This window comes from Streptomyces sp. NPDC047014 (assembly GCF_040644195.1).
In the GTDB taxonomy this organism is placed as follows: Bacteria; Actinomycetota; Actinomycetes; order Streptomycetales; family Streptomycetaceae; genus Streptomyces.
Window position 1 is genome coordinate 151230 of the sequence record NZ_JBEYVX010000002.1, and the last position, 12455, is coordinate 163684.

The following is a 12455-nucleotide window of genomic DNA, read 5'->3' on the forward strand; positions in this document are numbered from 1 at the left end:
CCGGCGGCCGGGCAGCCCTTAGGGTCGACCGCATGAGTACGCAACTGAGCGCCGGCGGCGCCGAGGTGACGGTCGACCAGCAGAACGGCTGCCGGATCAGCAGCCTGCGTATCGACGGGACGGAACTGCTCCGCCAGGGCCCCCGCTACGGCGCCTTCCCGATGGTGCCCTGGTGCGGCCGGATGGAGGACGGCCGCTTCCGCGACGGCGGCGCCGTGCACCAGATGCCGCTCAACCACCCGCCGCACGCCCTGCACGGCTTCGGCCGTGACGCCCCCTGGCGCCCGGCCGGCGCCACCGCCACCGAGGCCGCCTTCACCTACGACCTCACCGAGCCCTGGCCGTACTCCGGCCGGGTCACCCAGGTCTTCGAGCTCTCCCCGGACGCGCTGACGCTCACCATGGGCGTCGAGACGTACGAGGACTCCTTCCCGGCCCAGGTCGGCTGGCACCCCTGGTTCCTGCGCAACCTCGGCGCCGGCGGCGAGGACGCGCGGCTCGGTTTCAGCCCCGCCTGGCAGGAGGAGCGCGGCGCCGACCACCTGCCCACCGGCAAGCGGATCGATCCCGGGCCCGGCCCGTGGGACGACTGCTTCGGCATGCCCGACGGCGTCGACGCCACCCTCACCTGGCCCGGCGAGCTGGAGCTGCGCGTGACCAGCCGCGCCGAGTGGGTGGTGGTCTACGACGAGGAGGCCGAGGCCGTCTGCGTGGAGCCGCAGTCCGGTCCGCCGAACGGACTGAACACCCTTCCGCGCCTGGTCACGCCCGTGGACCCGCTGGAGGTCTCCACCACCTGGACCTGGCGGCGGCTCGGCTAGGCCGCCCCGCCAGGCCCTAAGCTCGTCGTCATGAGTGACGTACGCGATGCGCTTCTGCAGCAGATCAAGGACAAGGCCGTCGTGCACGGCAAGGTGATCCTCTCCTCCGGCCGCGAGGCGGACTACTACATCGACCTCCGCCGGATCACCCTCGACGGCGAGGCGGCCCCGCTGGTGGGCCAGGTCATGCTCGACCTCACCGCCGAGCTGGACTACGACTGCGTCGGCGGCCTGACCCTGGGCGCCGACCCGGTCGCGACCTCGATGCTGCACGCCTCCGCCGCGCGCGGTGAGCGCCTGGACGCCTTCGTCGTCCGCAAGGCGCAGAAGGCGCACGGCATGCAGCGCCGCATCGAGGGCACCGACGTCAAGGGCAAGCGCTGCCTGGTCGTCGAGGACACCTCGACGACCGGCGGCTCCCCGCTGACCGCCGTCGAGGCGGTCCGGGAGGCCGGCGGCGAGGTCGTCGCCGTCGCCACGATCGTCGACCGCGGCGCGGCCGACGCCATCGCCGAGGCGGGCCTGCCCTACCTCACCGGCTACCGCCTCGGGGACCTCGGCCTGGCGTAGCCCAGCGCCCGCCGGAGCGGCCGCACACCGGCTACCGGCCAGTGCGGCCGCGGTCCGCGCAGGGCCTCGTACGGCCGCCGGGAGTGGCCTGACCTGCTCTTTCCCGAGGGCCCGGGATGTTTCACGTGAAACGTCCCGGGCCGTTCGTCCACGTCGTGGGACCGCTGGGCTGGACCCTCGCGCGGAGTCTGGAAAGATAGGCGCGACGATGACGTCGCCCCCAGGTCAGGGCCCGCAAGAAGCACACTCCCCGCACAACCAAGGAGCGGACAGATGCCCATCGCAACCCCCGAGGTCTACAACGAGATGCTCGACCGGGCGAAGGCAGGCAAGTTCGCCTACCCGGCCATCAACGTGACCTCGTCCCAGACCCTGCACGCCGCGCTGCGCGGGTTCGCGGAGGCCGAGAGCGACGGCATCATCCAGATCTCCACCGGTGGTGCGGAGTTCCTGGGTGGCCAGCACAACAAGGACATGGTCACCGGCGCCGTCGCCCTGGCCGAGTTCGCGCACATCGTCGCCGCCAAGTACGACATCACCGTCGCGCTGCACACGGACCACTGCCCGAAGGACAAGCTCGACGGCTACGTCCGCCCGCTCCTGGACATCTCCGCCGAGCGCGTCTCCCGCGGCCTGAACCCGCTCTTCCAGTCGCACATGTGGGACGGCTCCGCCGAGACCCTGGCCGACAACCTGGCCATCGGCCAGGAGCTGCTGGCCAAGGCCGTCGCCGCGAAGATCATCCTTGAGGTCGAGATCACCCCGACCGGCGGCGAGGAGGACGGCGTCAGCCACGAGATCAACGACGAGCTGTACACCACCGTCGAGGACGCGATTCGCACCGCCGAGGCCCTGGGCCTGGGCGAGAAGGGCCGCTACCTGCTGGCCGCCTCCTTCGGCAACGTGCACGGCGTGTACAAGCCGGGCAACGTCGTCCTGCGCCCCGAGCTGCTCAAGGACCTCCAGGCGGGCGTCGGCGAGAAGTACGGCAAGGCGTCGCCGTTCGACTTCGTCTTCCACGGCGGCTCCGGCTCCACCGCCGAGGAGATCGCGACCGCGCTGGAGAACGGCGTCGTGAAGATGAACCTCGACACCGACACCCAGTACGCCTTCACCCGCCCGGTCGTGGACCACATGTTCAGCCACTACGCCGGTGTGCTGAAGGTCGACGGCGAGGTCGGCACCAAGTCCCAGTACGACCCGCGCACCTGGGGCAAGGCCGCCGAGGCGGGCATGGCCGCGCGGGTCGCCGAGGCGTGCGCGAACCTGCGCTCCAGCGGCACCAGGCTCAAGTAGCGGGACCTCCACCGAAGGGCCCGGCCGCCGTCCCACGACGGCGGCCGGGCCCTTCGGCCTTCCCGCCGCGGGCCGCCGCGGGCCGCCGCGCGCGGTGGCGGTGGACGGTGGACGTGCCGCTTCGCGATGGTGTGGACTGCATCCGGTTCGCGGTGGGGAGTGAGGACGGTGCACATGAGGGCTGGACGACCGCAGGTGAAACAGGACCGCGCGGTGCGCACCCGCCGGGCCATCCTCGAAGCCGCCGCCGTGGTCTTCGAGGAGCGGGGCTACGACGCCGCCCGGCTCACCGAGATCGTCCGCCTCGCCAAGGTCACCAAGGGCGCCCTCTACTTCCACTTCGCCTCCAAGGAGCACCTGGCCCAGGCCGTGATCGAGGCCCAGGTCAGCCTGTACGAGCCCGAGGTCCCGCCGGAGTTAAAGGCGCAGGAGTTCGTCGACGTCGGCATGGTCTTCTCGCACCGGCTCCGCCATGACGTGCTCATCCGCGGCAGCGCGCGGCTCACCCTGGAGCACAACGGCCGCGAACTGGACCGGGCGGCGCCCTACCGGGGCTGGATCGACGTGCACACCGCGCTGCTGGCGCAGGCGAAGGAGCGCGGCGAACTGCTCCCGCACGTGGAGCCGGAGGAGCCCGCACGGCTGGTGGTCGGGGCCTTCGCCGGGCTCAACGTCATGGCCCAGACCCTCGGACTCGACCTGGACCGCGAGGTGTCGGCGCTCTACGCGAGCGTGATGCCCGGCCTGGTCGTCCCCGCCGTCGCGGACCGCCTGGACCTGGCCCCCGGCCGCGGGGCGCGGGTCCTGCACGCCCCGGAGGCCCCCTGCCGCTGCGCCGCACCGCCCGGCCCGGAGGCCCGGGAGCCCGTCGCCGCGGGCTGAGCCCGCGCCCCGGCCGCCGTACGGGATCGATCCGCCGCGCCGCTCCCGTCACACTGGGGGCATGTCCATTCACCAGAACCTGCTCGGGGGCCCCGCCCCCACCCACCTCCCCGACGAGCCGGGCCGGGCGGCCCTCGCCGCCGGCACCCCCGCCGTCGAGGTGGCCGCCGCGCACCCCACCTCCTCCCTGGCCTGGGCGGTCCTCGCCGACGGTGCCTTCGCCGAGGGCCGCGCGGTGGAGTCGTACGCCTACGCCCGTACGGGCTACCACCGCGGCCTCGACGCCCTGCGCCGGGCCGGCTGGAAGGGCCACGGCCCGGTGCCGTGGGAGCACGAGCCGAACCGCGGCTTCCTGCGCGCCCTGTACGCCCTGGCCCGCGCGGCCGAGGCGATCGGGGAGAAGGAGGAGTTCGAGCGCTGCACGACGTTCCTGCGGGACTCCTCCCCGACGGCGGCCGACACGCTGGGCGCCTGACGCCGTACAGCGGGGAGGGGCGCACCGCCCGTCGTGCGCACCGCGCGTCGTGCGGTCCGCACGTCGTGTGGTTCGCACGTCGTGTGGTCTGCGTCACTCCCCGCTGGAGCGTTCGGGCGGGGGCGCCCTATGATGCGGGCAGGGGACCGGGGCTCCACTCACCTCACGGAAGGAGCGGACCGCTACCCGGAAGCACGCGTCGAGGAGACAGAAATGTCGAACGCCCTTGATGCCTCCGGAGTCGGCGGGTCGGACACCCCGAACCTCGACTTCGACGGCACCACCCCCTACGAGGACTACGTCCAGGCGGACGTCCTCACCCACCTCCAGCAGCTCCGCTCGGACGATCCGGGCGAGATGGTCTTCCTGGTCACCACCCAGGTGATGGAGCTGTGGTTCACCGTCATCGTCCACGAGTGGGAGACGGCCGCGAAGGCCGTCCGCGAGGACGACCTCCCGGTCGCGATGGACGCGCTGAAACGTTCACTCCGCGAGCTGGAGGCCCTCAACGCCTCCTGGCGCCCGCTCGCCCAGCTCACCCCGGCCCAGTTCAACGCCTACCGCGGCGCCCTCGGCGAGGGCTCGGGCTTCCAGTCGGCGATGTACCGCCGGATGGAGTTCCTGCTCGGTGAGAAGTCCTCCTCCATGCTCGTCCCGCACCGCGGCGCCCCGCGCGTCCACGCGGAGCTGGAGAAGGCCCTGCACGAGCCCAGCCTCTACGACGAGGTGCTGCGCCTGCTGGCCCGCCGCGGCTTCGCCGTCCCCGAGGCCGTCCTCCAGCGGGACCTCTCGGCGCGCTACGAGGCTTCCCCCGAGGTCGAGGCCGTCTGGACGGGTCTGTACGCCACCCCCGACGAACACCACGACCTGCACCGCCTCGGCGAGGTCCTGACCGATGTCGCGGAGCTGGTCTGGCGCTGGCGCAACGACCACCTCGTGGCCACCCGCCGCGCGATGGGCGCCAAGACCGGAACCGGCGGCTCGGCCGGCGTCACCTGGCTGGAGAAGCGCGCGGCGAAGAACGTCTTCCCGGAGCTCTGGACGGCCCGCAGCTATGTCTGACACCGCGACGGACCTGCGGACCCGGGCCGCCGAACTCGACGCCGCCGACGGGCTCGGCCCGCTCCGCGAGCGCTTCACCCTGCCCGACGGGGTCGTCTACCTGGACGGCAACTCGCTCGGCGCCCTCCCGGCGAACGTCGCCGGGGCCACCACCGACGTCGTCACCCGGCAGTGGGGCGAGCTGCTGATCCGCTCCTGGGACGAGAGCGACTGGTGGACCGCGCCCGAGCGGATCGGCGACCGGATCGCCCCGCTGCTCGGCGCGGCCCCCGGCCAGGTGGTCGTCGGCGACTCCACCAGCGTCAACCTCTTCAAGGCCCTGGTCGGCGCCGCCCGGCTCGCGGCGCCGGGCCGCACCACCCTGCTGGTCGACTCCGCCACCTTCCCCACCGACGGGTACATCGCCCGCTCGGCGGCGCGGATGGCGGGCCTGACGGTGGTCCCGGTGGACCCCTCGGAGGCGGCGCGGGCCATGGACGCCGACACGGCGGTGGTCCTGCTCAACCACGTCGACTACCGCACCGGCCGGCTCCACGACCTGCCCGGCCTCACGGCGGCGGCCCGCGCCGCCGGGGCGGTCGTCGTCTGGGACCTGTGCCACTCCGCCGGCGCCCTGCCGGTGGACCTGGACGCGCACGCGGTGGACCTCGCGGTGGGATGTACGTACAAGTACCTCAACGGGGGCCCCGGCGCCCCCGCGTACCTCTACATCGCCTCCCGCCACCAGGCCGCCTTCGATTCGCCGCTGCCCGGCTGGAACGGCCACGCGGACCCCTTCGCGATGACCCCGGAGTTCGAGGCGGCCGGGGACGTGCGCCGCGGCCGCGTCGGCACCCCGGACATCCTGTCCATGCTGGCGCTGGAGGCGGCGCTCGGCGCCTGGGACGGGGTGGCGGTCGAGGCCGTACGGGCCAAGTCGCTCGCCCTGACCGACTTCTTCCTCGACTGCGTGGCGGCGTACGTCCCGCCGGGCCGGGTCGAGTCGGTCACCCCGGCGGAGCACGAGCGGCGCGGCAGCCAGGTCTCGCTGCGCACGGAGAACGCCCGCGAGGTCATGCGGGAGCTGATCTCCCGGGGCGTGATCGGGGACTTCCGCGCGCCCGACGTGCTGCGCTTCGGCTTCACCCCGCTCTACGTCGGGTTCGCCGACGCCGAGCGCGCCGCGCGCACCCTGGGTCACATTTTCGGGTGACGCGGTAGCGAAACGTCACATCGCGGGGCGGACGGGGCCATGGCTCCGTCCGCCCCGGCATATTTCCGCCCCCGCACGGAAGTTCCCCTTCCGGACTGATACGGTCCCGCTCTGCCGAGACACCGGAACACCAGTCCCCGCTGTCCCACGCGTTACCGAAAGGTTGACCCGATGACGGACCCCGCCGCCGTGGAACGGGACGCCGCCGAGGCCGCCTCGGCCTTCGCCCATCCGGCGGTCGCACCGGACGCGACGGCCGCCTACGGGGAACACCCCGACCAGGTCGTCGACTTCTACGCCCCGCGCGGTGAACCCCGCGGCCCGGTCCCGCTGGTGGTCGTCCTGCACGGCGGCGCGTGGCGGGCCCCGTACGACCGGCAGCACATCACCCCCTTCGCGGACTTCCTGGCCCGGCGCGGTTTCGCCGTGGCCAACGTCGAATACCGCCGCGGGAGTTCGCTGCCGCACCAGGGCGCCGGGGGCCCGGTCGCGGGGCGCTGGCCGGAGACCTTCGACGATGTCGCCGCCGCCCTGGACGCCCTCCCGGCCCTCGCCGCGACCGCGCTCCCGCAGGCCGACCTCCGCCGCACCGTGATCACCGGCCACTCCGCGGGCGGCCACCTCGCGCTGTGGGCCGCGGCCCGCCACGTCCTCCCGTACGACGCCCCCTGGCGGCTGCCCGCACCGCCGGAGCTGCGCGGGGTGGTGGCGCTGGCCCCGATCGCGGACTTCGCTGTGGCGGAGGAGCTGGGCGTGTGCGGCGGCGCGAGCGCGCAGCTGCTGGGCGGCCCGGAGCACTGGGAGGCCCGCCTCCCCTCCGCGGACCCGGCCGCCCTCCTCCCGACGGGCATCGCCACAGCGGTGGTCCAGGGCCGTGACGACATCGTGGTCCCGCAGCAGGTCGCCGAGTCGTACGTGGACGCGGCCGCGAACGCGGGCGAGACGGTGGGCCTCACCCTCCTCGACGCGGTGGGCCACTTCCCCCTGATCGACCCGGCGGCGGACGCGTGCGCGGTGGTGGCGGAGGAGATCGCCCAGCTGGCGTGGTAGCCGCCGCCGTCAGCGGTCCAGGTCCCGGTGGCCCGGGGAGAGGTGCTCCACCAGGTCGGCCAGGTCCTCGCAGACCTGCTCGATCTTGATGCGGATGTTGTTGTGCTCCGTGACGAGCGCCGAGAGCAGCAGCCCGGTCAGCGCGGCCGCGCCGTTGAGGGCCTGGAGGGTGACCATGACCTCCAGGAGGCTGTGGTCGGCGAACTGCCCCGCGTGGTCGGTCGCCGCCGAGATGGCCAGCACGGAGACCAGCAGGCTGCACGGCGCGCTCCCGGCGAGCTGGAAGCGTACGGCCGCCCAGATCAGTACGGGGAAGACCAGGAAGAGCAGGGACAGGCTGCTGCGCGTGGCCAGGAGCGTGACGATGACGCAGGTGGCCAGCAGGGCGGCGGCCTCCGCGGCCCGGTAGATGTCCCGGGACACGTGGAAGCGCGGCAGCACCAGCAGCACCGGTGTCCCCACGAGCACCCCCATCGCGTCCCCCGCCCACCAGGCCGCCCAGACCGGCCAGAACTCGGAGCCGGGCAGGTCGCCGGTGAGGACGAGGGTCCACACGCCCGCCGTCGCGCTGATCAGCATCGGCAGCAGGCCGCCGAGGAACACCAGCGCCAGCCCGTCCCGCAGCCGGTCCACCTCGGTGCGGAAGCCGACCTTCCGGAGCATCAGGTACGCGCACACCGGCGCGAGGGTGTTGCCCGCGGCGATGCCGAGGTCGGTGAGGTCGAACGTACCGAGGTACTCGATGCTCAGGTACGTGCCCAGCGCGATCCCCGGCCAGGCCGGCAGGCCCAGCCACAGCAGCGCGGTGAGGGCGATGCCGGTGGGCAGCCACAGCGGGGTGACCTCGGCGCCCTCGACGACCACGCGCTGGTGCAGGCCGATCCATCCGGCCAGGTAGTAGGCGAAGGCCACGGCGAGGATCGCGAGCAGGGCCGCGGGCAGACGTCGCCATTCCTCGATGCGCACCACAGCATCAGACAACAGGCCCGCGCCCGGCCGGGGCATGACACGCGCGAGCCGGCGATACCCCGGGGGAGCCGGTCACGGCGCGGGGGCGGCCGGAGGCGGCGGTGGAGGCGCCTGCGGCGGCTGCGGTGGCGGCGGTACGGTCGCCTCGTGGCTGATGACGAGCACGGCGGCGTCGTCGGCGTGGCCCGTGGAGTCGGCCACCTTCATCACCTCGGCGGCCAGCTCGTCCGGGTCGCTGCCCGCGCCCTCCCGGACCACCGCGGCCACCCGCTCCAGGCCCGTCTCGATGGGGAACCGCGGCCCCTCCACCACCCCGTCGGTGAGGAGGACGATCGATCCGGCCGTGGTCAGCCGGCGGCGGGTCACCCCGTAGCCGGCCCCGGGGCGCACGTTCAGCGGCAGCCCGCCGTCGTCGTCCGTGATGCCGTACCGCCCGTCGACGGTGGCCCACACGGAGGGGACATGACCGGCCCGCGCGGTCTCCAGCTCCTGGGTGCGCGGGTCGAAGCGGAGCAGGCTGCAGGTCGCGAAGAGATCGCGGTCCATGGAGAGCAGGACCTCGTTCGCCCGGCTCAGCACCTCGCCGGGGTCCATGACGACGGAGGCCACCGCCCGCAGGCAGATCCGTACCTGCCCCATGAAGGAGGCCGCTTCCACATCGTGCCCCTGGACGTCGCCGATGCAGAACGCGAGCCCGCCCTCGGGCAACGGGAAGCCGTCGTACCAGTCACCGCCGATGTCGAGCCCGTGCCGGGCGGGCGCGTACCGGGCCGCCGAGCGCAGGCCCGGCAGGGCGGGCAGGGTGGCGGGCAGCATCTCGCGCTGGAGCGCCTCGGCCAGTTCCACCCTGGCCTGCTGGAGCTCCACCCCCTGGCGTGCCTGGGCGGTCAGCCGCCCGAGCATGCTCAGCAGGTCGGCGCTGTCCGCCCGCGGATGGCGGCGCGGGGTCACGCGAACCTCCGATGATCGTCCATCCGTCCCTGCTCCCGACCGCTCCGCGAAGGCCCGTGCACATCATATTTCCGGGCCCCGGAAGCCGCCCCCCGACGGCGGTGGCCGGCCTCCGGGAACGCCGGAGGGGCGGTGCGCGCCGTCCGGCGCCCACCGCCCCTCCTTGCGGGATCCCGCTGCTGTGCCCTAGAGGAACGAGTTGATCTCGATCGTCTCGGTACGGCCCGGGCCGACGCCGATCGCGGAGATCGGGGCGCCCGACATCTCCTCCAGCGCCTTCACGTAGTTCTGCGCGTTCTTCGGCAGGTCGGCGAAGGTCTTCGCCTTGGTGATGTCCTCGGACCAGCCGGGGAGGGTTTCGTAGATCGGCTTCGCGTGGTGGAAGTCGGTCTGCGAGTAGGGCAGCTCCTCGACGCGCTTGCCGTCGATCTCGTACGCGACGCAGACCGGGATCTCCTCCCAGCCGGTCAGCACGTCCAGCTTGGTGAGGAAGAAGTCGGTGAGGCCGTTCACGCGGGTGGCGTAGCGGGCGATCGGGGCGTCGAACCAGCCGCAGCGCCGGTCACGGCCGGTGGTCACACCGCGCTCGCCGCCGATGCGGCGCAGCGCCTCGCCGTCCTCGTCGAACAGCTCGGTCGGGAACGGGCCCGCGCCGACGCGGGTGGTGTACGCCTTGAGGATGCCGATGACCCGGCTGATCTTCGTCGGGCCCACGCCGGTACCGGTGCAGGCGCCGCCCGCGGTCGGGTTCGAGGAGGTGACGAAGGGGTACGTGCCGTGGTCGACGTCGAGCAGGGTGCCCTGGCCGCCCTCGAAGAGCACGACCTTGTCCTCGTCCAGCGCGTTGTTGAGGATCAGGGTGGTGTCGGCGACGAAGGGCTTGATCTGCTCCGCGTACTGGAGCATCTCCTCGACGATGGCCGCGGACTCGATGGCCCGGCGGTTGTACAGCTTGGCGAGGAGCTGGTTCTTGCCCTCCAGCGCCGCCTCGACCTTCTGCGTGAGGATCGACTCGTCGTAGAGGTCCTGGACGCGGATGCCGACACGGTTGATCTTGTCCGCGTACGTCGGGCCGATGCCGCGGCCGGTGGTGCCGATCTTGCGCTTGCCGAGGAAGCGCTCGCCGACCTTGTCGAGGGTGACGTTGTACGGCGTGATCAGATGCGCGTTGCCGCTGATGAGCAGCTTGGAGGTGTCGATGCCGCGCTCGTTGAGCCCGCGCAGCTCGGACAGCAGGACGGCCGGGTCGACGACGACGCCGTTACCGATGACCGGGGTGCATCCGGGGGAGAGGATGCCGGAAGGGAGAAGGTGCAGGGCGTACTTCTGGTCGCCGACGACGACCGTGTGGCCGGCGTTGTTGCCGCCCTGGTAGCGCACTACATAGTCAACGGAACCACCGAGCAGGTCGGTGGCCTTTCCCTTGCCCTCGTCACCCCACTGAGCTCCGAGCAGCACAAGAGCGGGCACAGGCGTACACCTCTTCCGGATGGGGCATGTCCAAGGTCAGGGGGGCGTACGACGATGTACGCGGGCTGAGCCGTCGGACCGGATGCCCCGGAATAGACGAAGGCCCTGGCGCAATAGCGCAAGGGCCTCTTGCACAAAGATGCTACCCGAGGAAGGACCGAGGTGTCGGCTCCAGAGCCCACCATGAGCCACGCGGGCGCGCCGGTAGGCGGCCTGCTCGTGCTCGTCGACCCGGTCGCGCGCCGTCTCGACGGCGAGTCCGTGCGGATCGCGAAGGATGTGCTGTCAGCGGGCGCGGTGGCGAAAATCTGCCTCCCGGACTCTCCGGAGGAGTTCGCGCGGGCGCTCGCCCGCCGGGGTCACCGGCAGCCGGTGATCGTGGGCGACGACCGGGCTCTGGTCCGGGCGGTGGGGCTGCTGCACCGGGAGCGGGGGCTGGGCGAGGGCGCCCTGGCGCTGGTTCCGGTGGGGCCGGCGGGGTCCCTGGGGCTGGCGAGGTCGCTCGGAGTGCCGCAGTCGGCGGTGGCCGCGGCCCGGGCGGTGCTCGACGGGGTGGCGCGCACCCGGGACCTGCTGGTCGACGACAGCGACGGGGTGGTGCTGGGCGCGCTGCGGATCCCGCCGGTGCGCGGGCCGGAGCGGGGCGGCGCGGCGCGGATCGCGGGGCCGGCGGTGTGGAGCGCGTACCGCTCGCTGGTACGGACGCTGGTCCGGCCGGTGGTGGTAGCCGGCGGCGCGGCGGGACAGCACCACCGGCTGCGGGTGGAGGCGGACGGGGTGCTGCTGGCCGATGTGGACCGGCCGGTGGCGGACGTCTCGGTGCGGCCGGGCGGGGACGGGGATCCGCTGGAGGTGGTGGTGCGCTCGGGCGCCGGAGCGGCGGCGACGACGGTGACGGCGCTGGCGAAGACGGTCACGGTGTCGGGCACGGACTTCCGCTACCGCGCGGACGGCGCGATGAGCGGCCCGGTCCGCCGCCGTACGTGGACCCTGCGGCCGGGGGCCTGGACGCTGACGCTGCCCCGGTGACGGGCGGAGGGGACCGGGGCGGGGAGGATCGGGGCGGAGGGGACCGGGGCGGGGAGGATCCGGGCGGCGTGAAGCGGGGCGGCGGGCGTCGGGGCCGCCGGTCCGGGGCCGGGTGCCGGGTGCCGGGTCAGCCGAGGTCGAGGGTGGCGCGGTAGGTCCGCCAGCGGTCCATCAGGCCCAGCAGCTCGCCCTGCATGAACGCGAAGAACGCCGCCGTCTCCGCGATCCGCGCCCCCGCCGGTGAGCCGGTGCCCAGCCCGGCCGCGCCCTCGCGCAGGGTCTTCTCCCAGAGGGAAAGGACCTGGTCGCGGCGGGTGAAGGTCTCGTACCAGAGCTCGTTGTGCAAGACGTAGCGGTCGCGCCGCGACCCCGGTTCGCGCTCGCGGCTGACCATGTTGACCTGCGTCAGGTACGAGACGGCGCCCGAGACCGCCGCCGGGCTGATCCGCAGGGCCTCGCCCAGCTCCGCCGAGGTCATCGCGCCGCCGTCGCTCGCGAGCAGCTGCGCGAAGACCCGGGCCGCCATGCGCTGCATGCCCGCCTCGGTCAGCTGCGCGGCGAACCGCTCCACGAAGCGCGAGACGGCCTCCGGGTCGCGCTCGCGCGCCCGCTCCGGGTCGTCGTCGGGGCCGGGGCCGGGTTCCTGGTTCCGCATGTCGTTCGCCACCCTCCGAACTTTACGGGATTC

At 73.3% G+C, this 12455-nt stretch carries 13 protein-coding genes; 9 read left to right on the plus strand and 4 right to left on the minus strand.

Annotated features, from left to right (window positions below; all coding sequences use genetic code 11):
- The first annotated feature begins 32 nt into the window (after positions 1 to 32).
- The 8 genes from ABZ873_RS01910 to ABZ873_RS01945 all read left to right on the plus strand — a co-directional run bounded on the left by ABZ873_RS01910 (position 33) and on the right by ABZ873_RS01945 (position 7348).
- Positions 33 to 821, plus strand: a complete 789-nt coding sequence (locus ABZ873_RS01910; protein WP_360863883.1) for an aldose 1-epimerase — start codon at positions 33 to 35, stop codon at positions 819 to 821.
- A gap of 30 nt (positions 822 to 851) precedes the next feature.
- Positions 852 to 1391 (plus strand): orotate phosphoribosyltransferase, encoded by a 540-nt coding sequence (pyrE, locus tag ABZ873_RS01915; RefSeq protein ID WP_360863885.1) that lies wholly within the window; start codon positions 852 to 854, stop codon positions 1389 to 1391.
- Positions 1392 to 1664: 273 nt separating this feature from the next.
- Positions 1665 to 2687, plus strand: a complete 1023-nt coding sequence (fbaA, locus tag ABZ873_RS01920; RefSeq protein ID WP_360863886.1) for a class II fructose-bisphosphate aldolase — start codon at positions 1665 to 1667, stop codon at positions 2685 to 2687.
- Positions 2688 to 2861: 174 nt separating this feature from the next.
- Positions 2862 to 3569, plus strand: coding sequence for a ScbR family autoregulator-binding transcription factor (locus tag ABZ873_RS01925; RefSeq protein ID WP_360863888.1), 708 nt, complete (start codon positions 2862 to 2864; stop codon positions 3567 to 3569).
- A gap of 61 nt (positions 3570 to 3630) precedes the next feature.
- Positions 3631 to 4044 carry a DUF3151 domain-containing protein gene (locus ABZ873_RS01930; protein WP_360863890.1) on the plus strand — a complete coding sequence of 138 codons (414 nt, stop codon included), beginning with the start codon at positions 3631 to 3633 and terminating at the stop codon, positions 4042 to 4044.
- Between the two features lie 213 nt (positions 4045 to 4257).
- Entirely contained in the window at positions 4258 to 5106 is an 849-nt protein-coding gene (locus ABZ873_RS01935; protein WP_360863892.1) for a tryptophan 2,3-dioxygenase family protein, read from the plus strand.
- On the plus strand, positions 5099 to 6298 hold the full coding sequence (gene kynU / locus ABZ873_RS01940) for a kynureninase (RefSeq protein ID WP_360863893.1): 1200 nt from the start codon (positions 5099 to 5101) through the stop codon (positions 6296 to 6298). Before ABZ873_RS01935 ends, kynU begins: the two co-directional genes overlap by 8 nt.
- 171 nt (positions 6299 to 6469) lie before the next feature.
- Positions 6470 to 7348 (plus strand): alpha/beta hydrolase, encoded by an 879-nt coding sequence (locus ABZ873_RS01945; protein WP_360863895.1) that lies wholly within the window; start codon positions 6470 to 6472, stop codon positions 7346 to 7348.
- Between the two features lie 9 nt (positions 7349 to 7357).
- On the opposite strand, the gene ABZ873_RS01950 is transcribed toward ABZ873_RS01945, so the two are convergent.
- From ABZ873_RS01950 to ABZ873_RS01960, 3 genes are all read right to left on the minus strand, one after another.
- Entirely contained in the window at positions 7358 to 8317 is a 960-nt protein-coding gene (locus tag ABZ873_RS01950) for an MASE1 domain-containing protein (protein ID WP_360863897.1), read from the minus strand.
- 72 nt (positions 8318 to 8389) lie between these two features.
- Entirely contained in the window at positions 8390 to 9268 is an 879-nt protein-coding gene (locus tag ABZ873_RS01955) for a PP2C family protein-serine/threonine phosphatase (RefSeq protein ID WP_360863899.1), read from the minus strand.
- A gap of 186 nt (positions 9269 to 9454) precedes the next feature.
- A complete protein-coding gene (locus tag ABZ873_RS01960) occupies positions 9455 to 10738 on the minus strand; it encodes an adenylosuccinate synthase (RefSeq protein WP_360863901.1) in 1284 nt (427 codons plus the stop codon).
- Positions 10739 to 10921: 183 nt separating this feature from the next.
- Between ABZ873_RS01960 and ABZ873_RS01965 the strand changes: the two genes are divergently transcribed.
- Positions 10922 to 11767, plus strand: a complete 846-nt coding sequence (locus tag ABZ873_RS01965; RefSeq protein ID WP_360864096.1) for a diacylglycerol kinase — start codon at positions 10922 to 10924, stop codon at positions 11765 to 11767.
- A gap of 127 nt (positions 11768 to 11894) precedes the next feature.
- On the opposite strand, the gene ABZ873_RS01970 is transcribed toward ABZ873_RS01965, so the two are convergent.
- Entirely contained in the window at positions 11895 to 12422 is a 528-nt protein-coding gene (locus tag ABZ873_RS01970; protein WP_360864098.1) for a MarR family transcriptional regulator, read from the minus strand.
- Positions 12423 to 12455: the final 33 nt, after the last annotated feature.